The 23,700-nt window shown below is 69.6% G+C and carries 21 protein-coding genes; 9 read left to right on the top strand and 12 right to left on the bottom strand.

Annotated features, from left to right (window positions below):
- Nucleotides 1-9: 9 nt before the first annotated feature.
- The gene (locus tag NOO62_RS38265; protein WP_268775387.1) at nucleotides 10-4,155 is read right to left on the bottom strand and encodes a hypothetical protein; all 4,146 of its coding nucleotides are present in this window, start codon (nucleotides 4,153-4,155) and stop codon (nucleotides 10-12) included.
- 2 nt (nucleotides 4,156-4,157) lie between these two features.
- A complete protein-coding gene (locus NOO62_RS38270) occupies nucleotides 4,158-6,914 on the bottom strand; it encodes a hypothetical protein (RefSeq protein ID WP_268775388.1) in 2,757 nt (918 codons plus the stop codon).
- Nucleotides 6,915-8,261: 1,347 nt separating this feature from the next.
- On the opposite strand from NOO62_RS38270, the gene NOO62_RS38275 reads away from it, so the two are divergent.
- Nucleotides 8,262-8,687, top strand: coding sequence for a pyridoxamine 5'-phosphate oxidase family protein (locus tag NOO62_RS38275; RefSeq protein ID WP_268775389.1), 426 nt, complete (start codon nucleotides 8,262-8,264; stop codon nucleotides 8,685-8,687).
- Between the two features lie 36 nt (nucleotides 8,688-8,723).
- On the opposite strand, the gene NOO62_RS38280 is transcribed toward NOO62_RS38275, so the two are convergent.
- Nucleotides 8,724-9,539, bottom strand: coding sequence for an SAM-dependent methyltransferase (locus NOO62_RS38280; protein ID WP_268775390.1), 816 nt, complete (start codon nucleotides 9,537-9,539; stop codon nucleotides 8,724-8,726).
- 154 nt (nucleotides 9,540-9,693) lie between these two features.
- On the bottom strand, nucleotides 9,694-10,443 hold the full coding sequence (locus tag NOO62_RS38285) for an SDR family NAD(P)-dependent oxidoreductase (protein WP_268775391.1): 750 nt from the start codon (nucleotides 10,441-10,443) through the stop codon (nucleotides 9,694-9,696).
- Between the two features lie 166 nt (nucleotides 10,444-10,609).
- Between NOO62_RS38285 and NOO62_RS38290 the strand changes: the two genes are divergently transcribed.
- A complete protein-coding gene (locus tag NOO62_RS38290) occupies nucleotides 10,610-11,239 on the top strand; it encodes a MarR family winged helix-turn-helix transcriptional regulator (RefSeq protein ID WP_414931044.1) in 630 nt (209 codons plus the stop codon).
- Between the two features lie 284 nt (nucleotides 11,240-11,523).
- Here the strand turns inward: NOO62_RS38290 and NOO62_RS38295 are convergent, their stop codons facing one another.
- The 5 genes from NOO62_RS38295 to NOO62_RS38315 all read right to left on the bottom strand — a co-directional run bounded on the left by NOO62_RS38295 (nucleotide 11,524) and on the right by NOO62_RS38315 (nucleotide 16,062).
- Nucleotides 11,524-11,994: a DIP1984 family protein gene (locus NOO62_RS38295; protein WP_268775392.1), complete on the bottom strand. Its 471-nt coding sequence runs from the start codon at nucleotides 11,992-11,994 to the stop codon at nucleotides 11,524-11,526.
- 159 nt (nucleotides 11,995-12,153) lie between these two features.
- Nucleotides 12,154-13,332, bottom strand: coding sequence for a hypothetical protein (locus tag NOO62_RS38300; protein WP_268775393.1), 1,179 nt, complete (start codon nucleotides 13,330-13,332; stop codon nucleotides 12,154-12,156).
- A gap of 256 nt (nucleotides 13,333-13,588) precedes the next feature.
- A complete protein-coding gene (locus NOO62_RS38305) occupies nucleotides 13,589-14,167 on the bottom strand; it encodes a hypothetical protein (RefSeq protein WP_268775394.1) in 579 nt (192 codons plus the stop codon).
- 11 nt (nucleotides 14,168-14,178) lie between these two features.
- Nucleotides 14,179-14,334, bottom strand: coding sequence for a hypothetical protein (locus NOO62_RS38310; protein WP_268775395.1), 156 nt, complete (start codon nucleotides 14,332-14,334; stop codon nucleotides 14,179-14,181).
- 633 nt (nucleotides 14,335-14,967) lie between these two features.
- On the bottom strand, nucleotides 14,968-16,062 hold the full coding sequence (locus NOO62_RS38315; protein WP_268775396.1) for a polyprenyl synthetase family protein: 1,095 nt from the start codon (nucleotides 16,060-16,062) through the stop codon (nucleotides 14,968-14,970).
- A 720-nt stretch (nucleotides 16,063-16,782) separates the two neighbouring features.
- On the opposite strand from NOO62_RS38315, the gene NOO62_RS38320 reads away from it, so the two are divergent.
- Complete coding sequence (locus tag NOO62_RS38320) at nucleotides 16,783-17,229, top strand: cupin domain-containing protein (RefSeq protein WP_268775397.1); 447 nt, start codon at nucleotides 16,783-16,785, stop codon at nucleotides 17,227-17,229.
- Between the two features lie 349 nt (nucleotides 17,230-17,578).
- Here NOO62_RS38320 and NOO62_RS38325 read toward each other — a convergent pair whose 3' ends face one another.
- Nucleotides 17,579-18,655 (bottom strand): ScbA/BarX family gamma-butyrolactone biosynthesis protein, encoded by a 1,077-nt coding sequence (locus NOO62_RS38325; protein WP_268775399.1) that lies wholly within the window; start codon nucleotides 18,653-18,655, stop codon nucleotides 17,579-17,581.
- A gap of 557 nt (nucleotides 18,656-19,212) precedes the next feature.
- Here NOO62_RS38325 and NOO62_RS38330 point away from each other — a divergent pair.
- The 3 genes from NOO62_RS38330 to NOO62_RS38340 all read left to right on the top strand — a co-directional run bounded on the left by NOO62_RS38330 (nucleotide 19,213) and on the right by NOO62_RS38340 (nucleotide 20,968).
- Nucleotides 19,213-19,341 carry a hypothetical protein gene (locus NOO62_RS38330; protein WP_268775400.1) on the top strand — a complete coding sequence of 43 codons (129 nt, stop codon included), beginning with the start codon at nucleotides 19,213-19,215 and terminating at the stop codon, nucleotides 19,339-19,341.
- Between the two features lie 35 nt (nucleotides 19,342-19,376).
- A complete protein-coding gene (locus NOO62_RS38335; RefSeq protein ID WP_268775401.1) occupies nucleotides 19,377-20,024 on the top strand; it encodes an HAD family hydrolase in 648 nt (215 codons plus the stop codon).
- Between the two features lie 281 nt (nucleotides 20,025-20,305).
- Nucleotides 20,306-20,968 (top strand): ScbR family autoregulator-binding transcription factor, encoded by a 663-nt coding sequence (locus tag NOO62_RS38340; RefSeq protein WP_268775402.1) that lies wholly within the window; start codon nucleotides 20,306-20,308, stop codon nucleotides 20,966-20,968.
- Here NOO62_RS38340 and NOO62_RS39170 read toward each other — a convergent pair.
- Together NOO62_RS39170 and NOO62_RS39175 are read right to left on the bottom strand one after the other, a co-directional pair.
- The gene (locus NOO62_RS39170) at nucleotides 20,958-21,317 is read right to left on the bottom strand and encodes a helix-turn-helix domain-containing protein (RefSeq protein ID WP_321170645.1); all 360 of its coding nucleotides are present in this window, start codon (nucleotides 21,315-21,317) and stop codon (nucleotides 20,958-20,960) included. The two genes, NOO62_RS38340 and NOO62_RS39170, sit on opposite strands and share 11 nt — an antisense overlap.
- A gap of 93 nt (nucleotides 21,318-21,410) precedes the next feature.
- Nucleotides 21,411-21,833 carry a hypothetical protein gene (locus tag NOO62_RS39175; protein ID WP_321170646.1) on the bottom strand — a complete coding sequence of 141 codons (423 nt, stop codon included), beginning with the start codon at nucleotides 21,831-21,833 and terminating at the stop codon, nucleotides 21,411-21,413.
- 213 nt (nucleotides 21,834-22,046) lie between these two features.
- On the opposite strand from NOO62_RS39175, the gene NOO62_RS38350 reads away from it, so the two are divergent.
- From NOO62_RS38350 to NOO62_RS38360, 3 genes are all read left to right on the top strand, one after another.
- Nucleotides 22,047-22,490, top strand: a complete 444-nt coding sequence (locus NOO62_RS38350; RefSeq protein WP_268775403.1) for an amidase family protein — start codon at nucleotides 22,047-22,049, stop codon at nucleotides 22,488-22,490.
- On the top strand, nucleotides 22,460-23,095 hold the full coding sequence (locus tag NOO62_RS38355) for an amidase family protein (RefSeq protein ID WP_268775404.1): 636 nt from the start codon (nucleotides 22,460-22,462) through the stop codon (nucleotides 23,093-23,095). The genes NOO62_RS38350 and NOO62_RS38355 overlap by 31 nt, the downstream gene beginning before the upstream one ends.
- Nucleotides 23,096-23,292: 197 nt before the next feature.
- Nucleotides 23,293-23,682, top strand: coding sequence for a cupin (locus NOO62_RS38360; RefSeq protein WP_268775405.1), 390 nt, complete (start codon nucleotides 23,293-23,295; stop codon nucleotides 23,680-23,682).
- Nucleotides 23,683-23,700 lie beyond the last annotated feature (18 nt).

A 23,700-nucleotide genomic window follows, 5' to 3' on the forward strand; every position in this document is an offset into this window, starting at 1 on the left:
CCTCATTTCCTAGAGCTCGAAGTCGATCCGTCCGAGCACGCCGACACTCAGGCCGAAGTAGTCGGCGTGCACCGGACGCCGGGCCGCGGGCACGGCGGTGCCGTTCACAGTGAGGGTGTCCGTGGCGGTGTCCGCGTCGGTGCGGTAGAGCTCGTACTCCTGCACGAGCAGCCGGTACGAGGTCAGCAACTGCACGTCCGGCAGGGGGACACCCCCGACCCACACGAACGAGCCGCCGTCGGCCCGGCACGTCAGCTCCGCCGGAGTGCCCGCCTGCTTCCAGTCCATCTCGTCCGTCTGGAGGGTGGCCCGGCTCTGCAGGGTCACGACGACCCGGCGGCTGGCGGCCGCGGCGGTGACTCCGGTGCCGCTGAGCTCGCCGAGTTCGTTGTACGTCGCCGGTCCCGCGAGACGCACGGTGAGCCGGTCGCCGTCCCTGCGACCGGTGACCGAGCGGGGCGGCACGAGCTGCGCGAACTCCGCGCGCTCCACCTTCGACAGATGCAGCGGATCGACCGAGTACGGCTGATAGCGGGCCAGGGCGAGCCGCACGTACGGGAAGTACGTCTTCGCGGTGGCGGCCGCGTCGCCGAAATCCACGTCGATGTCGACGTACCACAGCTGCCGCTCCGGGTGGAACGCCGGAGCGAACGCCACCGCGTCGACGGCCACGGGGGCCGTGCCAGGGGAGTCGGCGAGCCGCAGGCCCGTCAGCCTCTCCGCCGCGTTCGGGAAGTGTCCGGCGGCCGGGTTCGGCAGGACCGTCGGGTCGGCCCAGACGGGGTCCACACCCCAGCGGGTGACGAAGGTGTCCGGCAGGGCCGCACCGGCCGGATCGAGCAGGACGGCCAGCATCTCGTCGTCGCCGGAGGAGAACCACGGCCGGTTCAGATAGACGCGCAGGCCCGCGGGGCGGCGGTGCCGGGTGATGGAGCGGCGCTCCTCGTCGACGGTCCGCTGCCAGCGGAAGGTCGGCACGACATAGGCCACCGCGGGCGGCTCGGGACGGCGCGAACTGGGCACGCGCACGGGAGCAGCCACCGGCCCGACCCGGGTGACGTTGGCCCGGTCCTGCGTGATGCTGGGGTGGAAGTACTCGCGGAACCGGGTGACGGCCGTCGGTGTGTAGCGGATGTTGCGGTGCCGGGTGTCGCCGAACTCGTGCGCGCGGTCGACGTGTTCCTCGTCGGCGGTGTACGCGAGGGTGATGTCCTCCAGGTGCGTGTGGCCGTCGATCAGGACCGGCTCGGGCCGGGCGACGTCGTCGAGCCACTCGCTCCAGTGCGCGTCCACCTCGACGTGACCGCTGCTCTCGGCGTGACTGGTCAGCGCCCCTGTCAGCTGCGCCGCGGTCTGTTCGGCCGTGCGGTGCGGTACCAGTTCGCGGAGCTCCGGGCGGAGTACGGGCTTCTCCACCGCGTGGACGAGCGTCAGCTCGACCCACGGGGTGAGCATCCAGTTCTCGCCGTCGGCGCTCGCCCGCGTGACGAACGCCTTGTCCGCGGCGGGCAGCTCCGCCCAGAACGGCGAGTCGGTCAGCAGGCTCCACTGCCGCAGCAACGGCAGCTTCCCCGGGGCGACATAGCAACTCAGCCGCACCGTGGCGATCTCACCCTTGGTGAGGAACACCTCAAGCACCCGTTCGCGCACGCCGTCACGCCAGTGCGGTTCTCTGTCGCCTTCCCTGACGCGCAGCTTGAACGGCTTGGCCTGCGGCCACGGGCCGGGGAACGGGATCTTGCGGTTCTCCGTGTCACCGGGCAGACCGCGCAGCATGACGCCCTCGGCCAGGACGTCCGGCAGGTACGGAAGGAGCAGCTGGTCGGCGCTGTGCACCACGAACTCGCCCTGTTCCAGGCCGGCGCCGCGCCGGGGGAGGGGCAGCGGGGTGAGCGGCAGCGGGTCATGCACGTTGTGCTTGGCGATGTGGATCTCGCCCTCGCGCAGCAGATCGTGTTCCAGGTGCGGCCACTCCGGGTCCCGCACCTTCGTGTCCAGGAAGGACCCGGACTCGCGGGACGCGACGGCGACGTACTCCTCGCGGACCTCGGCGGAGGAGTCCGGGCCGAAGACCGCGTCGAACACGCCGTGCTCCTCGGCCATCTGCAGGGCGGTCTTCGGCGGTGCCACATGCCGCTCCGCGACCGGCTTGTACCGCCGGTCCAGATCGTCGACCTCCGAGCGCGCCTCGTGGTCGGGGACGTCGGAGCGGCGCAGGGCGTACTCGTCGGTGGAGATCGCGCGGCCGTCGTCGGTGACGGTGCTGCGGATGACGAGGCGCTCGGTGGACTCGCCCTCGTTGAACGGCAGGAGCGGCATCACCACGGGCTGGGGGACCGGCTCCCAGCGGCCGTACGTGATCGCGTCGGAGTGGACGGCGTCCGGGGTGCTCGCCGTGTGGTCGGGGCCGTTGCCCGCCAGGTCCACGACCCTGGCGCGCATCCGGTAGGTGCGGCCGAACCGCAGGGCGGGCAGCGAGCCCGGCTCCGCGGTGAACTTCGTGTCGAGCGGCACGTCCGGCGACACGGGCGGCGCCGGTGCCTCCGGCCGGTCGTCCAGGCCGATGGTCCGGCCCGGGCGCGGCGCAGCGAGGCTCCAGCCGTGCCAGCCGAGCACGGCCTGGTGCCCGTACAGCTGCCGGTCGTCGGCCGCGTCGACGGTGACCGCGCTGGACCGCACCAGCCCCTCGTCCGGACGCACTCCCCGGATCTCGACGGGCTGCTGTCCCGGACGACGGACCGTGTAGCGGCCCCGGCGGCGCAGCAACGAACGCCACTGCGCGATGCGGCCGGTGGCGGGGTCGACGACGCCGATGTCGACGCGGTACCCCCGCAGCAGGTCCACGGCGGTCAGGACGGTCTCCGACGCGTCGACCTGCCGGCCCACGTCGGCACCGATGAGCCCGGCGAGGTGCCGGTCGCGGTCGGTGTGCAGCAGGGTGATTCCGGCGCCGCGGGCCGCGGGGGTGCCGGTGCCCGACACCTGCTGGGCCACTGATCGAGCGCCCGGGGGCAGCCGGTCGCCGTTCCACAGGGTGTCGATCGTGCGTGCGTAGTCGACGTGCTTGAGGGCCGCCCCGTCCACGTCGAGTTCGGTGAGGTGCCAGAGCTCGGGGTCGCCGAGGTCCAGCATGCGGTCCTTGATCACCCCGCTGTCCACGGCGGCCGCCTCGAAGACGTTGCCCCGCGTGTAACGGATGCGCGTCCAAGGGCACTTGCCCGGGGCGTTGAGCACGCCCGCCTCGGGCAGCCCGTCGTCGAAGTGCACACGCACCTGCGCCCCGTCCACCACCCCCGCCGGCATCGCGAAGCTCAGATCGAGCACGAGCCCGAACCGCCGCTGCAGCTCCGGATAGTCGCCCAGCAGCCCGCACGCCTCATGGAAGTCGATCCGGTGCGCGGGCTCCTCCGCGAGCCCGGGCACGGACGGCGCCTTGCCCCGGTCGTAGAACCTGGCCGCCTCGGCGAGCGGCAGCATCCGCTTGTCGTCGGAGTACGCCCCGCTCGTACGGTCCATGAAGCGCGGCTTGTGCCCGTCGTCGTCCGCCGCGCGGACACCGCGCGGACGGAGCACCTCCTCCAGCACCGCGTACCCGTCCTTCGGGTTGCGGCCCAGTTCGAGCACCCGGTCCGGGATCAGGTCGGCCACCCGGAACAGCGCGGGAAGCTCCCAGCCGCGGTGGTCCGTCGGCGGCTCCTCGCACAACGCCCGTTCCTCCCGGGCCCAAGCGGTACGCAGCCTGCTCTGCGTGGTGTGCACGGCGATCGCCTCGTACAGCCCGGTCACCTCGTCGTGCACCAGCTTGCCCGGGTAGGAGCGCAGCGTGCGCCGCTCGTCCGCGGCGAGCGCGGTGGGCGGCGGCTGTGGGGGGCGTACGAAGGTGGAGTCGTCGAACAGGGTCCGCCACAGGGCGAGGTCGGCGGCCGGATAGCGGCCCGTGGGCCGCAGGCTGGTCACACGCGTGCCCGCCGGACTGTTGAACTCCAGCCACAGCGACGGGAGAAGCGCCGCCAGCCGCTCCGGCCACTTCGCGAAGTACGCGGACTGACCGAGCGCGCCGATCCCGGTGAGGCTGGGGCTGACGAGCACGGACACACGTACCGTGTCCGCGTCGGCGACGCCGTCGGGAAGCACGGTCCAACGGATGCTGTCCATGATCAGTCCACCTCCGCGAACGCGGTGCAGTAGTCGAGGACCGGATCGATCAGGGCGCCGGTCACCGGGTCGGGGTACGGGGACATCAGATCGACGAAGGTGGGCGGAGTGATGGCGGGGCGAGGCGCGTCCCCGGCGAACGCGGCGGTTCCGGTGCCGCTGCCCGCGAACTTCTTCTCGCAGCTGATCGTCACCGACGTCTCGAAGAAGCCGATCTCGATGCTGATCGTCAGGGTGGCCCGCCCGATCGCGTACCCGTCCTTGTAGCCCAGCTCCATGTACAGCTCGATGGAGGCGGAGACGATGCCGAGGACGTCGACCTCGCCGCGCGCCCGCAGATAGCCGACGAGCGTCACGCTGTTCTGCGCCAGGTCGAGCCGGAAGTAGATCCCGGCCATCACCGACAGGCTGCCGCTCGCCACCCCGAAGTTCATCGACACGGCGGCCCCGAACTCGAGGGCCGCGTCCAGCACGGCGATCTCTTTGGGGTTCAGGACGATTCCGAAGTAGCCCCCGCCGCCGAGCATCGACACGGTGAGGCGGAACGGCGCCTCACGGCGGCAGAACGCGAACCCGGCCTGGAGCGGTGTGTCGCCGATGAACGGGACGGACAGCACCGCGTTGAGGGAGAGGTTCTCCAGGCTGAAGACGCCGACGGCCGCGTTCGGCAGCTGCATGGAGTAGTTGGCGTGGATGCCCGATCCGTCGACCGTGATGGCGGGCGGGTCGCTGAAGCCGTCGAGCGGAATGATGTTGCGCAGGGTCTGGACGAAGGCGAGGTTCCCCACGAAGTCGACGCCGCCGAACTTCACCTCGACGTCCGGCTTCTGCCCGGCGCGCATGCTGAACCGGATCTCGTCGAAGTGCAGCACGACCGCGTCGAACCCGGGCACCATGCGCAGGTCGAACCTGCCCAGGGTGCAGGTGACGTCGGCGGCCTGCGGCACGTCCGGGCGCAGCGAGCCGCGCAGGTCGGTGACGAGCGTCAGTTTCCCCGTCGGCCAGAACACGGCGTCCTCGGCCCTGGTCGGCGTCGGCTTGCCCGGCGTCCACGCCTTGATGTCGGGCTGCCACTGCAACCGGGAGTTGACCACGTCGGGCAACTTAGCGCCGAGCGCGGCCAACTCGATCGCCTTCTTCAGGGCGAGGGCCCGGCCGACGGCACTGTCCCAGGTGGCGGCCTGCTCGGCGATCCGGCCGAGCAGCTGCCGTACGCCGGTGTCGACCCCGGCGGGCAGCGCGACGCGCAGCGCGGCGAGGGCGTCGGCGAACGCGTCGAAGGCGTTCTCGACCTCCTCGATGGTGGTGGGGTCAGGCGATTCCTCAACGGCGGTGGAGGCCGTTGCCCGCGCCAACTGGCCGACGATGTAGTCCACGAGGGTCTGTGCGAAGAGCGCCGCGGCATCGGTCACGCGAAGGACCGCGTCCACCGTCCCGGGGAACTGTTCCTCGACGGACGTGAGCAGATCGCGCAGCCCGAGGAGGTCGCCGAGGAAGCCGGTGACCGCGTCGACCGTCGCCGTGAAGAAGTTCGGCGCCTTGAGGTTGTCGAGGCCGATCTCGCTCAGGATCTCGGTGAGCGGGAACATTCCGAACAGCTTGGCCCCGGCCAGCTCCCCGAAGTAGTCGAGGGGATTGAACCGGCCCTGCGCGAGCTTGGCCCACTTGTCGACGGGCCCGGCACCCGCTGCTGAGCCCGCCGCCGTCCCTTGTGCCGCGGCGACAGGACCGGTGAGCCGGGAGAGCCCGGCGACGGGGAAGTTGGGCTGGGCGAGGGCGCCGGAGGTCTGCCCCGAGCCGCGGAACGTCAGGTCCACGGGCGTGACGAGCTCGACGAAGACCTGCCCCTTGTTCGCCTCGGTGAAGGCGTCCCGCACATACGGCTCGGGGTAGAACACCGACTGCGGCTGGTCGGTCCCGAAGCCGCCGAACTGGCTGAGTGCCGGGATCACGGCCCGGGCCCAGCGCACGGTCGGCACGAACCGCGGGTGATCGGTGGGGTCCAGGTCCAGGATGGCCTCGGTGGTCGCGGCGCCCCAGATCAGCTGCCCGGTGGAGAGCGCCGTGTCGCCGGGCTTGCGGCTCGGCGCGTACGCGATGGACTGGCCGCGCACGTCGGCGACGGCGCGCCGGACGGCGGGGTCGTTCAGGTTCGGTGGCCCGGGGGACGGTTCGGGGACGAGGCTCCGGTAGTGGTCGACGATCACCTGCACGTCGGCCTTGTTCTCGTGGACGAGCTTGCCGACGAACGCCATCGGCGTACGGAACTCCAGGAGACGCCCCTCCAGGTCGAGCATGCTCACCTGGAACTGGAAGGGATCCTCGGTGGCCGACACAGGGAAGAAGGCGAGCTTCTCGTTGGGGTCACCGCCGGTGGAGGAGAGTCCGGGGATGGTCCGCGGCGTCTCCAGATCAGGCGTGACCAGGGTGAGCAGCCGGACGCTGCTGAACGGGAAGAGCCGCCGCAGCCGCCGCTGATCGGCGTTGTCCTCCGGCGCTCCGTAACTGCGCACAGGCTCGCGCACCATGATGAAGAACCGCTGGTTGAGATAGGCGGCCCGGTCCGGACGCGCGTGGTCGAACTTGCGCTCGGTGACCTTGACCAAATCCGCCAGATGCCCGAACGGCCACAGGCGGCCGCGGTACATGACGCGCACGTAGTGATCACGGCCCAGCGCGGCACGGTGCCGCCACTGCGTGACGTCGAAGCCGACCGGCGGCCGGTCCCAGCGGCCGAACGAGTCGAGCCAGCCGCCCATGGCTCGACCGGCGGCCGGTCCCAGCGGCCGAACGAGTCGAGCCAGCCGCCCATGGCGGAAAGGACGAGGTTGTCGACGTCGAGCGGCGCGGGCGTGAAGCCGCCGGGCAGGTTCCGGTTGGAGCTCAGATGGACGACCGAGGACCGGTCCTTGCGGTCGAGCGCCATCGTGAACTCGTTGCCCCCGGCGGGCAGCGCGCGGGGGTCGGCCGGGTCGAATCCGGGGTCGCGGGTCCACACCGCGCGGGCGTGACCGGCCGGCATCCGGGTGTGCCAGAGCTCGACGCGGCCGTCCGGGTCGGGGAGCGCGGTGGGGTGCGTCCAGGTCGCGGACTGCGGCGGGGAGAGCAGCAGCCGGTAGGGGAGCTCGATGCCGGTACGGGGGTTGGCGGCGTCGGCCAGGGGGTTCTCGGGGGCGGGGTTGGCGAAGGCGTGCGGGATGCCCGTAGGGGGCGTGGCGCGGGAGTCGGCGGGCCGGGCGGGGCCGTGTCGGGCGGCCAGTTCCGCAGTTGTCCGGGCCAGCCGCAGGGCCTGGAACACGTCGACGGGGCGGTCGGCCACGGTGTGCGCCAGATGGGCCGCGGAGGCGGGCTCCCGCGCGGCGTCCACGACGTGGAGCGGCAGGGTCCGCATGGCCGTGAGCAGACCCGCTTCGGTGTACTCGATGACGACGTCGGCGGCGACGGAGAACACGAGCAGGCTGCGTCCGCCGATGCGCGAGGCGACGGGCGGCGGCTTGTGCGGCTCGCTTCCGGCGCGTGCCGTTTCCGGTAGACCGGGGCTGATCTCGAAGAAGGCCTGCTCGGCGACGTGTTGAGGGCCGAACGTGACTACGAGGAAGGCGGGTTGCGCGGGTTCCTTGCGCACCAGCCGCCGTGGTCCGAGGAGGGGGCGTTCCAGTCGCAGACCCAGGAACGCGAAGTGGAGATCGAGCAGGTCGGTCGCCCGTAGCAGCCGGTACGGCTCGGGCGGTGGGGGCGCGGCCATGTGACTCTCCTGTCAGACGAGTCAGGGAACTCGTACGAGTCAGGAGACCCGTACGGGTGTGGCGCCGATCCTCACAGGAACAGGGTGGTCGGCAGACCGACCGGCCGACCGGGCAGCGGGCCGCAGACGTGTCCCCCGGACCCCTCGGCCTCCCTGCCCTCCATGCGCACGATGGCTCGTGCCAAGGCTCCCGGACCCGCCCGGCACCGTGCACGGAGGCCACCCCTCCACCACCCGAACGAGTGAACTCGGCGGCCGACAGGTCATACGTAAGCGACGCGCAGGGAGACGGAATACGCCTCGTGGCGGGCGAGTTGAAGACAATTGCCACCATCCGGTACCGCTCAACAAGGAGACCCGCATGCCCCTGAGCGTCGAAGAGCGCGAACTGTTCCTCGCCGAGCCGCACATCGGAGCGCTGGCCGTGACGGCGGAGGACGGCCGGGCGCCGCTCACCCTGCCGATCTGGTACCAGTACGCCCCGGGTGGCGAGCTCTGGGTGATGACGGGCCGCCACTCCAAGAAGGGGCAGCTGATCGCCGCCGCGGGACGTTTCTCGCTGATGGTCGATCGCCTGGAGCCGACCATCCGGTACGTCTCCGTGGAGGGTCCCGTGGTCCGCACCGAGGAGGCGACCATCGAGCAGCTGCGGGAGATCTCGGCGCGCTACCTCGCGCCCGACAAGGTCGAGCCGTACATCGAGTTCGCCTCCAAGGACCACGGTGAGCAGGCGGTCTACTACCTGCGGCCCGAGCACTGGTACTCGTCGGACCTCGGAACCGTCTGAACGGGGACGATCGACGAGGACGGTTGACGAGGACGGTTACGGCTTGCGGGCGAGGCCTCCGTGTTCGCCGATGGGCTCCGCGGCGGGAGCTCCGGCCTCCGGGCGCCAGAAGGGGACCGGGACGACGCCGGGCTCAAGGAGTTCGAGGCCGTCGAAGAACGCCGCGATCTTGTCGACGGGGCGCAGGAAGTACGGGACGGCGCCGGTCTCGTTGTAGGCGTCCTGCGCCCGTTCGTAGGCGCTGTCGATGCCGCGTGAGCCGTCGTTGATCGAGAGGTAGCCGCCGGACGGCAGGCCGTCCAGGAGCCGCGCGACGATCGCGCGCGCCTGGTCGTAGTCGGCGATGTGCCCCAGGATGTTGCTGAGGATCAGGGCGGTCGGGCGGGTGAGGTCCAGCGTCTCCGCGGCCGCCGCCAGGATGCGGTCGGGGTCGGAGAGCTCGGCGTCGACGTAGGCGGTCGCGCCCTCGGGGGTGGAGGTGAGCAGCCCGCGGGCGTGGGTGAGGACCATCGGGTCGTGGTCCACGTATACGATCCTGGACTCCGGGGCGAGCCGCTGGGCGACCTCGTGGGTGTTGTCCACCGTCGGCAGCCCGGCCCCGATGTCCAGGAACTGCCGGATGCCCGCCTCGGTGACCAGGTGCGTGATGGTGCGGCGCAGGAAGGCACGGCTGCTGCGCGCCACGGTGGCGATGCCGGGGAAGACGGCGCTGTAGGCGTCGCCGGCCGCCCGGTCGACAGGGTAGTTGTCCTTTCCTCCCAGCCAGTAGTTCCAGATCCGGGCCGAGTGCGGCACCGAGGTGTCGATCTTCTGGTGCGGCGCAGGACCGGGCGTCGTGGCGTGGTCGGTCATGAGAACCGTCAGCCTTTCAACCGTGGCGTGGTCCGATCAACGCACAACCTACGCCGCAACGGCGCCGTTCCGCACACGAGTTCACGGCAACGATGTACGTCGGCGGAGCAGGTGCGCCGAACGGGGCTCCGTCGGCCGACTCCGGGACATGCGCTCAACTGGTCATATGCGCGCCGCCGTTGACGTGCAGCACCTGACCGGTGATGTGGCGGGCCCCGGGAGAGGCGAGGAAGGCAACCGTTTCCGCGATGTCCTTCGGCGAGCCCGCGCGGCCCGTCGAAGTCGCCGCCACGAGCTGCTCACGCCTTTCGTCGGCGAGCTGGTCCCGGAAGAACTCGGTGTCCGCGATGTAACCGGGCGCGACGACGTTGGCGGTGATACCGCGCGGCCCGAGCGTGCGGGCGAGGTCCAGGTTCCAGGAGGCGAGCCCGGCCTTGGAGGCGCCGTAGGAACCGGCGCCGGAACCCCGGGACGCGGCGATCGACCCGATGTGGACGACCGCGCCACCGTCCGCGAGCCGCCCGTCCAGGGCCCTGGTGGTCAGCGCGGCGCTGACGAGGTTCGCGTCGAGGTTGGCGCGGAAGGCCTCCGCGTACGCGACGAGGTCGGCTTCTTCGCCGACGGTGAGCCCTGTGCTGCTCTCGCCGTCGAAGTCGGTGTTGCCGCCGGCGTTGTTCACGAGGACGTCGACGTGCTCCGGCAGTTCGGCGAGGAGGGCGATCAGCGCTTCGGGGCGGGTGTGGTCGCACACCACGCCGCGTACACCGATCTCGGCCGCCAGCCGGTCGAGGGGCTCGCGGCGACGCCCGGTGACGAACACGGAATCCCCTTGCTCGGCGAAGAGGCGGGCGGCGGCGCGGCCGATGCCGGTGCCGCCGCCGGTGATCAGGATGGTGCGTGCCATAAGCTGTACTCCAACATCCGTTGAGGCCTAAATTTAGGGCTAAACGACAACGTACCATTGGTGTTTGAAGGTTTCGAGGGCTCTGACGGCTCTGGGGTCCGAGGGCTCCGCGGGTTCCGAGAGCTCCGCGGGTTCCGAGAGCGAGAGGCAGGCGGCAGACGTGGGCATGGGCGCGGGGAGAACGACGGGCGGCGCGGCGGGGTCCGGGGGAGCTGGGGGCGCCGGGGGAGTCGGGGGTGGGGGCGGCGCTTCTGAGGCGGCCGGGACCGCCGCGTACACCGCCCGGGACATCGCCGCCGCGTGGGAGCGCGAGCGCCCCGGCACCCCCGCCACGTCGATCGGCATCGTCACGCCGATCTGGCAGCTTGCCAAGCTCTTCGGCGACGATCGGCGGCGGGTCCTTGCCCGGGCCAACGTGGACACTGCGACGCTGGACCTGCTCAGCGTGTTGCGCCGCAGCGGTACGCCCTACACCCTGACCACCCGTGAACTGGGCCGCCTCTCCATGGTGACGGCGGGCGCGGTCTCACAGCGTGTGGCCCGCGCGGAACGCGAAGGCCTTGTCACCCGCCGCCCTGGAGAGGGCAGGCCGCGTACGGTCGACGTCACCCTGACCGAAGCGGGCCACGCGCTCGTGGAGGCGACGGTGGACGAAGTGCTGGGCAGGGAGGCCGACTTGATCAGCGGCCTCACCGCCGAGCAGCAGGCCCGACTCACCGAACTCCTCGGCGTCCTTCTGGAGGACGTCCAGCGGAGTCTCGGGGACGAGCGGATCACGCAGGTGGGCCAGTTGTGAGACTGGACCGGCGCGAACACGCAAATACCCCTGAGGGGGCGCGATGATGGGGGTGCCCCGAACCCGCCCTCACTGCCCGGATCTGCACGTGGTGATGTGCTGTGCATGGTGCACTGTCACCTGTACGCGGTGCTGAGCTGCACTGTTATCGGGGAGTCGAACCCCCGCGTTGCTCTTCACGCGCCAGGAGTGGGCCGGAAACCGCCGGCCCTCGGTGTGTGCACGCCTCCGGAACAGCTACCTGCTCCCCATCATCTTCTGCACTGCTGCACTGCTGCACTGGCTCAGTCCAGCAGGTCGACCTCCCAGTTCGCGCGCTGGATGCGCACGTCGATCTCGCGGATGTCGCGGGCGAGCGCGTCCGCCTGGCCGCGCAGTTCCGCGACGGGAAGGGCGGAGAGCATCAGGAGCTCGGACCGCAGCTGTCGTCCGTACCCCCGGTCGCCCGTGCCCGCCGCCGCGTCCGCGGCCGCGGTGACCACGGAGTGGCGCAGCCGCAGTACGTCCCGGCGTGCGAGCGCGTCGGTGAGGGTGCCGACCTCGCCCAGATCGACGGAAGCGTTGGTCCGGTTGATCCGCCGGATCAGCGACTCCAGGTGGTCGAGCACCTCACCGGCGTCGGCCAGCAACTGGGCCGCGTCCTCGGGAGGCGTCTCGCCTTCCTGGTAGCGCGCGCTGCTGACGACGCGCGATCGCAACTGTTCGACGCGACGCGTCGCTTCAGCACGTTCTGCGAGTGCTTCGGCAAGCTTCACTTCGATCCCCCGTTCTGTTCTCTGAGCTCGAACGAGTATACGGATCTGTATGGCTCCGTACGCACGGAATTTACGCGCCCGCGACCGCGCCCGCGCTCGATGACGGGGAAGGCGTGGTGTTGCCCTCCGAACACGTTGGCCGTGGAGCGTACCCGCCGCCTACTTCTTCGGTTCCCGGAAGCGGCCGAACGCCTTGGTGAAGGCGCTCAGCGTAGAGCCCGAGCCGGGGCCCGAGCTCCCGTCCGGCTTGTCCTGCCCCGGCGCGGCCGTCGTGAGGGGCGCACCGTCGCCGCCCGTCACCTCGGCCAACGCGGCCTGCGCGGCTTCGGCCGCCTCGCGGTACAGGTCACGCGAGGTCGTCATGGCGTCGAGGGCCTCGGCGTACTTGGTGACCATGTCCTGGGCGTGGGTCAGTTCCTCGTCCGGGGTGAGCAGGTGCCAGCCCTGGCGCAGCCGCGTGAGGGCCTGCTCGGCCTCGGCGGGGAGGGGGCGGGGGAGTGCGGCGAACTCCTTGATCCTGTCGAGGAGTTGGGTCGGCTCGGAACCGTCGAGGAAGACCGTGCGTACGGTGAAGCGCTCCGCGTCGTACTCCGGGCTCGGCGGCGCCGTGGGGAGGACGACGGCGCCGCCGCGGGGCATCCGCACGCTCAGTTCCCGCTTCATCGCGAAGTCGGCGATCTGCGCCTGCTCCGGCGTGCCCCGGTGCTCGACGACCTGGTGGCGCAGGCTCGGCGGCAGAAACGTCGAGACCGGCTGCTGCCCCTTCGCGTCCGGCGTCATCGCCTCGTGCACGACGACATGGATGTACCAGCTCTGGCGCGTGCAGTCCCGCAGCAGGTGGCGCAGCTCGTCGTCGTCCTTCGGCAGGTGATTCGTCAACCGCAGCCGCAGGTCGGACGTGACGTCGTGGTCCCACGGGACCTGGTTGCTGTCGGGCCAGAACATGGTGGCGGGCGAGGGCCAGTGCGCGTCCCACACCTGCTCGGCCTCGGCGGCCAGGACCCAGGTGACACCACCCTCGCCGTCCTTGCGCCGGGTCTCGGCGTCGTACGTGGTCAGCTGGGCGCGCACCGTCACGTCGTCGGTCACGTGCCAGCGGGCCTCGAAGAGCCGACGGGCCGAGGGGCCCGGGTCGGCGGACTCGTCCCGAGGATGCAGGACGGTGGAGCGGGCCGCCTCCGCAGGGTCGAGATCCAGGAAGTCGTCGAGCACCCCGGCCGCCTTGAGGGCGATCAGGTTGCGCCGGACATCCTGCTCGGGCTCGGGCCCGAGGTGGCGCCCGCGCCCCAGCCACGCGGTGTCGGGGACGGTGGTCGAGGAGCTGCTGTTCTTGGCCATGGATTCGTTCTGTAGGTGATCGGGGCCCGACCAGTATGGTCCGTGATCCCGTCGAGGGAAGAGGGGCAGGGAGAGCTGTGTCACGGTTAGGGAGAGCTGTGTCACGGTTCAGGTGCTGTCGCTCGATTTCTCCTGCCCCACAACAGCTGACCAATGCGGGCCGGGTACGGGCTGTCCAGGACGCAGAACTCGGTGCCTTCGGGATCCGTCAGCACGGCCCCTCCGGATGCGACGGCGTACGGCAGTCGGACGCGGATCAGAGGGGTGAGACGTCGATTTCGTGGCGGACGGCCCAGGCCCAGTGCTCCGCGACAGTACGGCCGACGGTCGCGGCGAGGGCGGACACGGCTTGGGCGGACACGGCTTGGGCGGAGACGGTCGCTGAAGCGTCGGCCGGACCGCCCGGACCGCCCGGACCGCCGACCGGGTCGGGGATCGTTTCCAGGAGAACCGCATTGCTGCCCCCGTCCGGCACGCGCCCGGTGGCGAAGACGTAGGAGGACCCCGCGGGCAGTGGCTCGCGCCCCTGCTCGTAGCTGACATCGACGGTGCCGCGGAGCTGCCCCTTGAGAACCCGGCCGACGCGGACGGCGTACAGGTCGGATAGAACGCCGTACACGTCACGCTCCCCGCCGTGTCCCACGACCGTGCCTGTGAAGACGTCGTCGGCGGTCCCCGCCACTTGCCGGGCGTCGCGAGGGTCGTAGAGCGTGACCGCCTCCCCGGGACCGCCACCGTCCTCGAGCCCGGTGAGGCCGTACGCGCTCCAGACGGCGGCCGCGACCACCGTCATGCCCGCGGTGGCGACCGCCAGGCGGCGGAGTAGATCACTCATGGTTCTGCCCTTCAGCCCCACAACGCGTGGTAGTTCTTCCGGTCTCGTTTCGTCGGCCTGCCGCTGGACGGCATGTCGACCGTGTTCGGTGCCAACAACGAGTGGTAGGCCCTGGGGTTCTTGTGGCAGAACCCCAGGGCGTGCCCGAGCTCGTGTGCCGTGATCATCCGCCGGTACGTGGTGTTGCCGTACGCCTTACCCGCCCCAGGTAGGCCCTGTTGAGCTGGAGCACATCCGTGCCCCGCATTCCCTTCCCCTGCCCGGAGATGTTCTTCCACGGAGCCCGGGCGGTATTGACGTCCGACCATTCCAGGTCGGCGATACGACTCGCGTCGTCGACGGGAAACTTCACCGTCGGTACGCCTTTGCGGGGCTGGGCCAGCGGGCGGATTCTGCCGATACCGGGCGGGTCGGAATTCCGCACGGCTTCACGGCCGCGGGCGTCGTGCTCCGGCCTGGCAGGGCGTGGGTTGTGGTGCCCAGTTCGCAGATGGTCGGCAGCATCAGCGCGGACCGGTACGAGCGGATCGTGGCACGGCTGCGTGACGCGGTCGAGGAGTTGCCGAAGAGTCAGTTCATCATCGGCGACGGAGCCTTGGAGGTGTGCCCGATGCAGGACCACGGCGGCCGATCCGTGGCCGGCGGACGTGCCTTACAACACCTTGAAGTCCTACCGGTGGGTGGGCGTGTACAGATGCCGCTGCTCGGCCCACGACGGAAGGCGCAAGGCGGACGGTCGCCAGTTCCGGGCCCTGCACCGCGGAGCTGTGCGCGGTTCGCAGAGGTACAAGGATGGGTTCTCAGGCTGGGCAGGTCGGCGTCAGCAGGCTGGTCTCTGCCTCGACTCTGGCTCTGAGGCAGTCGGTGAAGGGTGGCGCGGGGGCGAGGGTGTCCAGCAGGGCGTGTGCCCGGCTGTTGAGGCTCGTGAGGAATTGGTTGTAGGGGCCGACGACGTCTGCGGTGAGCATCATGTGGGCCAGTTCCTGGCGTTTGTCGTCTGATCCGGCGGCTTGGGGCAGCAGGGCCAGTGCTCGCTCCCGGGCGGTGGGAGCGGTGTTGAGCAGGTGGACGAGCAGGTAGGTGGCTGTCCCGTTGCGCAGGTCTTCGCGATCTCCGTCCAGGAGGTCGTCGTGGTCGTTACGAAACTGAGCGAGCAGCCCCAGGAGGTGGCCGAACTCGCCCCACGCGGTAACCGACTGGTGCGCGTGGACGTCGGACATGCCTGTGTGGGTGGCCGGCGCTGCCAAGCGGCCCGGGTCGAGCGAGTCAGACGGCCGGGGAGGCGATGAGGCCTGCCCGCCGTGGGCGAGACGTGCGGCCATGGTGCATGCCATCTCGTAGATCGAGGCACTCTTGTTGCGGTAAACCTCCAGCACTTCCTCGGTGCTCACCTCTTGCGGATGGTTGCGGACGTCGGCGATCTGCCCGTCGATGGCACAGGTCCAGCCGTCGAGGTAGTCCTGCATCAGGCGCTGGCGCAACGGACCGGGCAAGGGGGCTGCCTGAAGCGCCCGCAGCGGCAGCCCATAGCCGCCCTCCAGGGCCGCCACCATGGCTACGCCAGGTGCTGTGCCGTGCAGGGGTGGTTCATCGCCGTCGACGAAGTCGTCGAAGACGTTGGCGGCCCGCCACCACAGCGCGTGCACCGCGGCCACCGGGACCGCGGGCCGCGCCTCGCCGCTGATCGCCGCATGCACGAGCAGCGGCAGCGAGAGCTCCAGAGGGGTGGGCCTGCCCTGGGTGAGCAGCACGTCCAGAGCGGAGTGCAGGGACTCGTGATGAGGGCTGTAAGTGTCGAGGACACCGGCGAGATATTGCCGCACCTCGGGAAAGACAGCACGAATATTCTTCTCGGCCTGCTGCTGCGAGCAGAGCTGTTCGTGAGGATCGAGCACGCATACTCCCTGGGTGGCGCGGGCCGCAGCAGCCACGGTCGGCGGTCCGCCACTATGGTGCCGCCCCGCAGGTGGGCATTCTTCATGTCGAGGGCATGTGGCACTCCGAGGTGGTCCCAGGCAGGGAGCTGGGAGCCTGAAGCTGGCCGGGCCCGCTACGAGTCGAGCGTGCATACGTCACGAGGCCGCCAGAAAATCCCCACGAAGAAGAGGGGCACGACAGCAGCAGCCCCTGATCACCAGCGACGACATGGCGTCATCAGCAACCGCATCCCACCAAACCGTTCCTCAACTCGTCGACACACACCGGACCACGATGCCGCCACAGCGCATCCACCGCGAGACGGCGCAGCCAGACGAGGGACTCCAGGACGTTTTGTAGACGCTCACAACCCGTCTTGGAATCTATGCCGAAGGTTCCGAATCTATGCCGAAGGTTCCGAGACGAGTCCTCGGGGCCACAGCCAGTCCTGCTGCCCTTGCTCGGTGCGCCGCCATAGGGTTCAAAGACAGGCTAGATCACGACGCCACATGGTCTTCGTAACCCGTCGAGACACCCGACCGGGCAAGGACAGGCGGAGCGTCAATCGTATGTGAGACATCCGGACGCCTCACCATCCACGAGCGTTTGCAGTTCCGGCAACTTCTGTTGCTGTGCCGCACCGGCCACCGGCAGGCTGATGCCTAGTCAAGAGGACTGGCGACAGAGGGAGTTGCAGCATGAGTACCGCCACAGGAGACAGCACGCAACGAAGCGCGGCCGACGCGTCCGGTGCGCCCGGTAACCGCGTCCACCATGTCCGAGCCGGTGAGTTGGACGGCCATGCGGCCGTCAGCGGAGGCACGGTCGGCTCGAAGAAGCTCTGGATGGGTCTGGTGGAGAACCCACCGCTCAGCGCGACGGACAACCATCACCACGGCGCATCGGAGGCGGGCATCTATGTGGTCAGCGGCCACCCCGTGTTCGTCTACCACGACGGTACGAAGGAGGTACGGGTCGCCGCGGGACCCGGAGACTTCTTCCTGGTCCCTCCGTTCGTCCCGCACCGGGAGGAGAACCCTGACCCGGACGAGCCGGTGGTGGTCGTCATAGCCCGGACCACGCAAGAGCCGATCAAGGTGTCCGTGCCGGAGCTGTATCAACTCGCGGAGGACGCGGCGCAGTAAAGGCACGCGGACCAGGAAGGCAGGAAGGGCGGAGCGCGCGGGCTGGGAGGACTACTGATGGCGGGCCGACGGAGAGTCGGCCCGCTTCCTTCTTGGCTGCGAATTGCTACGTGTGGCGAACTGATCAATTCCCATTACCTGAGTCATGGCTCATTCTCAACGGCTGAACCGTGGGTGAGCTGAATGAACTGCAGGTGAATGGAGATGATCAAGCCTGCTCTCGGCGGCAGTCGTTTTCGCCTGTCCCTGCCTGTCCCTGCCTGTCCTTGCCTGTCCTTGCCTGTTCCCGCCTCGTCCCGCTTGTTCCAGCGCGCGTTCCTGAATTCGGCGCTGGGGTGCTGGGGCCTGATTAGAGGTGGGTGTGGGTGAGGGTGGTGGTGTGGGTGGGGCGGTTGTTCTGGTGGGTGGTGACGGTGTGCGTGGTGGTGTTGTGGGTGTGGGTGGGCGGAGTGGCGGTGACGGTGGTGGGGGAGGTGAGTTCGACGTAGTGGTGGAAGGTCGTGTGCGTGTGGGTGAGGTGGGTGGTCGGGGGGTGCGGATGGGTGGCTTGGCGAGCGGCCTCTATGAGGACCATGCCGGGCAGGTGGTCGCCGTCGTGGTCGAAGAGGACGGGGTGCTGGGGGTGGGGGTTGAGCCGGAAGATGTGGGGCTGGTGAGTGGGGGTGAGGACGAGGTCGCGGGAGTGGGTGCGGCCGTAGAGGTGGGGGTCCTGGTGGGTGGGGGTGTGGATCAGGGCCTTGAGGGTGTGTGTGGTGGGGTCGGTGGTGTCGTGGGGGTTGCCGGAGGTGCGCATGCGGCGATACGCGGCGGGTGAGATGCAGGTGAAGTGGCCGTAGCCGGTGGAGAGGATCTGGTTTTTGGGGTTGGTGATGGTGAGGGTGATGGTGAACTGAGGGCTGCGGCTGGGGCGGGAGAGGGTGGTGTGCAGGGTGAGGTTGGTGGGGGTGCTGCCGATGGTGAGGTGCTCGGGGTGGGTGGTGACGGTCATGTCTTGCATGACGAAGTGGTGGCCGAGGGGTATCCCGTGTTCGGCATGGGCGAGGTAGATGCCGGTCTGGCGGAGGGTTTCGCAGGCCTGGAGGTGGTCGTGGCGTCCGTCGAGGGTGGTGAAGAAGGTGTGGGCGCGGGGCCATTGGCCGGTGAGGGTGTAGCTCTCGGGGCCGGTCTTCTCGCAGCCGGTGAGGAAGACCTCGGCGAGGGCGGCGCGGTGCACGTACTCGGCGGGGACGGTGGTGGTGAGGCGGGGCGGGGCGGATGCCGCGCCGGTGGTACTGGTCCGGCGAGTGGCGTGGGCCGGAGGGGTGGAGCCGTCTGTGGTGCCCTCTGTGGTGATGGCGGTGGAGCCGTCTGTGGTGCCCTCTGTTGTCGTGCTGGAGGTGGTGCGGGTGTCCTGGACGTCTTTCGACAGTACGAGACTGCTGTTCATGAACCTCTCCCCCGGAGGTGAAATGAAAGTGACGCCATAACATACATACCCACCGGTTTCCTTTTCAAGGGTTGATGGTGATTACACGCGGTGCCTCGGAACATTATTCGGATTCTGGTATTCCGCTGTTGCGGTTACCCGGCCAGGGGTGGGGTTTCGGGATTTAGTGACACTGGGTAGTTGCGCCCCTGGTGGGAGGGCGGATCGGGGTCGGGCGAGGGGAAGTGCGGGGTGTGCGGGGGCGGGGCGAGAGTTCGGGATTCAAGGTAAAGGGGAGTTGTTCAGTCCGCTTAATGTGATGGAAAACAGGGCGTCCGGTTCCCTTGTTATGCTTTCGCGCCGCCGACCGGGAGGGTGCGGGACGGGGACGGAAGCGGGGACGGGGCGGGGCGGTGCGGTGTTGTGCAGTGCGGGTCGGTGCATGCATGCACGGGTGCCTGGGTGCCTGGGTGCCTGGGTGCCTGGGTGCATGGATGCATCGGCGGACCGTGCAGGTTCGGTTTGTGTTGGGTTTGTTGTTGCTGATGAGGGTGGGGTTGTGATTGTGATGACGGGTAGTGAGGGTTCGTTCGGAGCTGGCGCGGGCGAGACGAGTTCGGCCGCTGCGGCTGCGGCTGCGGCTGCGGCTGCGGCTGCGGCTGCGGCTGCGGGTGTTGGCGTGGGTGCGGCTCCGGCTGCGGGGTTGAGCCATGTGCGGTTGGTGGCGGTCAACATTGACGGGGTGTTGTTGAACGACAGTTTCGGTCCGGTCATCCGGCGGCTGGTGGAGTCGCGGGGCGGGGCGTACGGGCCGGAGTTGGAGCAGGCGTTGCTGTCGCAGTCGCAGCTGGTGGCGGCGCGGGCGGCCGCGGAGGTGTTGGGGGGCAGCGCCGAGGAACTGCTGGCTGCGTACTTCGAGGAGAGGGAGCGGTACGTGGCGGAGCATCCGGTACGGGTGCTGCCGGGGGCGCGGGAGTTGCTCGAGCGGCTGCACGGGCTGGAAGTGTCAACTGTGTGTTACGGAGGGCTGGAGCGGACGCACTTCGACCGCTACCTCGGCGACGTGGCGGAGTTGTTCGACGCGCCGGGGTACGTATGCACGAACGACTTCCGGCCAGGCATCCGGGAGATCACCGAGGACGTGTTCGGGCTGCGGCTGGACCAGGTGGTGTTCATCGACGACGTGGCGCGGGTCGCGGACGCGGCGCGGGAGCTGGGCGTAGCGTTCATCGGGCATCCCAGTGATTACGAGGACGGTTTTCAGCGGCCGCTTATGGAGCGGGCAGGGGCGCGGCATGTGGTGCGCTCACTGGGGGAGATCGACGAGGAGTTGCTGCGTCGGGTGGACGCGGAGGCGGCGGCCGGGCGCAGTTGGCTTGAGCTGGCTTGAGCGGGGTGTGTAGCGAGGGGTTGCAGTGGGGGTGGCGGCCTGCCGTCCGGTCAGGGTTTGTCCTCTTCATGTCGTGTACGGGTTGTTTGTTCGGCTGGCACGGTTGGCACGGCTGACGCGCGGCTGGTAGGTGGTGGGGGCTGTCTGCAGCGCAGGCGGCCCCCGCGGTGTTATGGGGTGGGGGGTGGCGGAGGAGGTGTGGGTAAGGTACGTGCACGGCGGTTTCTTTTTAGGGTCTGCTGTGTGTCCGGTGTCGGTGTTGGGTGGAGGGGAGGTTTCTGGTGGCGCAGCAGGAGCGTGCTGTTCGGACGCGGCGGGCGGTGTTGGAGGCCGCGGCGGCGGTCTTTGCCGAGCATGGGTATTCGGCGGCGACGGTGTCGGACATTTTGCAGGTGGCGGGAGTAACCAAGGGGGCTCTGTATTTTCATTTCGATTCGAAGGAGGCTCTAGCGCGGGGAGTGCTGCAGGCGCAGGTGGCGTTTGCGGGGCCGGCACAGGAGCTGAAGGTACAGGAGTGGGTGGACGCGGGGCTGTTGCTGGCGCACCGGTTGCCGCGGGATCCGGTGGTGCGGGCGGGGGCGGTGTTGTCGTCGGATCCGCAGGGGCGGGAGCACTACGGGAGTGCGTGGCCGGCGTGGATCGAGCTGTCGGCGCAGACCTTGGCTGAGGCGAAGGAGCGGGGGGAGATCCTGTCGCATGTGGTGCCGCGGCAGACCGCGGAGTTGATCGTGTCGTCGTTCCACGGTGTGCAGTTGTTTTCGCAGCTGGAGTGTGGGCTGGCGGACGTGGAGCGGCGGATCTCGGTGTTGTATGACCACGTGATTCCGGCGATTACGGTGCCGGCGGTGCTGGCGCGGCTGGATCTGGCGCCGGATCGTGGGGCGCGGTTGTACGCGCAGGCGGTGTCGGTTCCCCAGCCCGCGCTGGTCCCCTCTACGGGCTGACGTTTTTGCTTGTCTTCTTGGTGCCTTCCACTGGCTCCCGGGCGGTCCACGCGACATCGTCGACCGCGAGCCATGGCGCGGCCGAAACGGCCGTGGGGGTCACCCCGGTGAAGGTCAGCACGTCCCGATGCAGGTGGGACTGGTCGGCGTAGCCGCTCTCCGCCGCTACGGAGCCGGGGCTGTATCCCGCGGCGAGGCGGTGGGCCGCGTGGTCGAAGCGGATCAGCTGCGCGGCGCGCTTGGGGCTGAGGCCGATCTGGGACCGAAAGCGTGCCCATAGCCGTTTACGGCTCCAGCCGACCTCCGCGGCCAGCGGTTCGATGCGGATCCGTCCCTGGCCGAGGACCATCTGCCGCCAGGCGTACGAGACTTCCGGGTCGACCGCTCGGCCTGTCTCGTACCGTCGGGCGAGTGCTGCCTCGGCGATCGCGAACCGCTCGTCTCAGGACGCAGCGGCACGTAGTTGTTCCAGGAGTTGAGTGCCGCCCCGGCCCCAGAGCGCGTCGAGGGAGATGATCTCTCCGCCCGGCTCCAGGGAGGCACCCAGGACCGTGTGCGCGATCACTGGTGACAGGCGTATCTGCAAGGCGTCAATGTTCTGGCCGCGTGCGCGAACGGCGCCGGGCGAGAGCCCGAAGAGGACGCTGCCGCCCTGCTGCCGATCACGGGCGGAGTCGACGATCAGGCCGTTGCCCAAGTCGATGGCCAGGGTGACGGCCGGATACGGGATCACGGGGAGGTCGAGGGGGCTTGTGGTGCGATCACGGAACCCGGCCAGGGAAACACCCGGCAGTCGGCTGGCCTGCGCGGGAGTGGTGATGTCCCACCTGGCGGCAGGCGTGAGAGTCCCCTCGGCAGATCCCATGGTCTGAGCCTACGGGTCAACTCCCATGGGTTCACGACGCGTCGGAACATTCGTCCAAGACCCGGCAGCCGGTGCGCGGCAACACTGGCATCTCGCTACCCGCTACCTGGTACCCCGCTACTTGGTACTCCTCTACCTGGTACCCGCTATCTGGTACCCGGTCCTCGGTACCGGGTAGCGGGCACCCGCTACTCGCTCCGGAAGAGGCTTTACGTGACGCACCTCCCGATCGATCCGTTCACATCGGCCGTCGAGCTCGCCGCGGCCATACGCCGCAAGGAGGTGAGCCCGGTCGAGGTGGCCGACAGCTACCTGCAACGGATGGACGCACTCGACCCCCGTCTCAACGCGTACTGCCATCGGGCCGACCACGACGTCCGCAAAGCCGCGGCACAGGCGACCGATGCGGTGGTACGCGCCGCATCCCCTCAGGACCTGCCCGCGTTCCACGGCGTCCCGCTCCCGGTCAAGGACTACCTGGACGTGGCCGGTTGGCCCACGACCTACGGGAGCGCCGGCGCCGACCCGGCGCCTGTCACCCCGCCGCGTGGTGGTCACCCCCGACCCCACAGCGCTCCTTCACGGACGCGCTCACGGCAGCTCCGCCCGCGGGGCTCAGAGTCGGAGTGCTCGTGGAACCACCGATCGCCGGGATGAGCGTGGACCCGGCATGCCTGGCGGCGGTCGACACGACACTGCGGACTCTCGAAGCCGCGGGCCACCACGTGGTGGACGTTCCCCTGCCGCTGCCACCGACAGACGAGTTGATCGCCGCGTTCATGACGATCTGGAACGCCGCAGCCGCAGGCATGCCGCTCGCAGACCCGGACCGCATCGAGCCGCACAATCGGATCCAGCGCGAGGCGGCGCGCGCCGTCGACTCCTGGGCGTACGCGGAGGCCGCGCAGCGCACCCAGCGGCTGTCGCGGCGCATCGTCGAAGCGTTCGTCGGCAGTTTCGACCTACTCATCACGCCCACCATGGCCTGCCTGCCCCCGCCCATCGGCTTCTGGCGTACGGGCAGTGGGGACGACCCGATGACGCCCGTACGCAAGAGCTATCCGCTGGCCGTGTTCACCTCGCTGTTCAACGTGACCGGTCAGCCGGCGATTTCGCTGCCCCTTCACCACGACGCCGCCTCCGGTCTGCCCGTCGGCGTCCAACTCGTCACCGCGCCTTGGCGGGAGGACCTGCTGCTGCAGGTGTCGCGCACGCTCGAACTCGAGCTGCCCTGGGCACACCGCCGACCGCCCGTCAGCTGACGCGTCCCCCCGGCCTCCGTCAGGGGCCCCCGGACCTCCGTCAGAGGCCCCCGGCTCCGTCAGGGGGCGGCCCCCGCCGCGCGATCGCAGGTCGCACGACTCGTGCACGTCGTGCACCTCATGCGCCCCGTGCACCCCGCGCAGACAGACTCACCAACAGGCCCCGAACAGGCTGGCCGCAGAAGGGAAGTTCAGGCATGACCGTTACTCCGATCGATCTCTACGGTTCCTTCATCCACCTTGGGCAAGGCGGCGAGGTCCGCGCCGAGGAGCCGGTCTTCGACCCTGAGCGGGACGGCTGGCAGGTGATGACCTTCCACGTGGAGACCGACGCCGACATCCACGGTGACCACTGGGAAATCCACACCGCTGCGGACGAGGTCGTCTCCTGCCTCACCGGCGGCATACGCCTCTGTTTGCGCCCGCAGCGGCCGGAAGACGAAGAGGAACAGATCAAACTGACCGCCGGGACGGCAGCTGTTGTGCCGCGCGGACGATGGCACCGCATCGCCCTGGACGCCCCCAGCGACATCATGTCCGTCACTGTGCCGAGTGGCAGCCGTTTGGAGAAGCGGACGGAGGCCTGACGAACTCTGCGGTTCGGA

Origin of the sequence: Streptomyces sp. Je 1-369 (assembly GCF_026810505.1) — a bacterium.
GTDB lineage: Bacteria > Actinomycetota > Actinomycetes > Streptomycetales > Streptomycetaceae > Streptomyces.

Bases quoted from the DNA above. Each gene is read 5' to 3' on its own strand.
- NOO62_RS38265 (WP_268775387.1), bottom strand. From the start codon at position 4,155: ATGGACAGCATCCGTTGGACCGTGCTTCCCGACGGCGTCGCCGACGCG.
- NOO62_RS38270 (WP_268775388.1), bottom strand. From the start codon at position 6,914: ATGGGCGGCTGGCTCGACTCGTTCGGCCGCTGGGACCGGCCGCCGGTC.
- NOO62_RS38275 (WP_268775389.1), top strand. From the start codon at position 8,262: ATGCCCCTGAGCGTCGAAGAGCGCGAACTGTTCCTCGCCGAGCCGCAC.
- NOO62_RS38280 (WP_268775390.1), bottom strand. From the start codon at position 9,539: ATGACCGACCACGCCACGACGCCCGGTCCTGCGCCGCACCAGAAGATC.
- NOO62_RS38285 (WP_268775391.1), bottom strand. From the start codon at position 10,443: ATGGCACGCACCATCCTGATCACCGGCGGCGGCACCGGCATCGGCCGC.
- NOO62_RS38290 (WP_414931044.1), top strand. From the start codon at position 10,610: ATGGGCGCGGGGAGAACGACGGGCGGCGCGGCGGGGTCCGGGGGAGCT.
- NOO62_RS38300 (WP_268775393.1), bottom strand. From the start codon at position 13,332: ATGGCCAAGAACAGCAGCTCCTCGACCACCGTCCCCGACACCGCGTGG.
- NOO62_RS38305 (WP_268775394.1), bottom strand. From the start codon at position 14,167: ATGAGTGATCTACTCCGCCGCCTGGCGGTCGCCACCGCGGGCATGACG.
- NOO62_RS38310 (WP_268775395.1), bottom strand. From the start codon at position 14,334: ATGATCACGGCACACGAGCTCGGGCACGCCCTGGGGTTCTGCCACAAG.
- NOO62_RS38320 (WP_268775397.1), top strand. From the start codon at position 16,783: ATGAGTACCGCCACAGGAGACAGCACGCAACGAAGCGCGGCCGACGCG.
- NOO62_RS38325 (WP_268775399.1), bottom strand. From the start codon at position 18,655: ATGAACAGCAGTCTCGTACTGTCGAAAGACGTCCAGGACACCCGCACC.
- NOO62_RS39170 (WP_321170645.1), bottom strand. From the start codon at position 21,317: ATGGTCCTCGGCCAGGGACGGATCCGCATCGAACCGCTGGCCGCGGAG.
- NOO62_RS39175 (WP_321170646.1), bottom strand. From the start codon at position 21,833: ATGGGATCTGCCGAGGGGACTCTCACGCCTGCCGCCAGGTGGGACATC.
- NOO62_RS38360 (WP_268775405.1), top strand. From the start codon at position 23,293: ATGACCGTTACTCCGATCGATCTCTACGGTTCCTTCATCCACCTTGGG.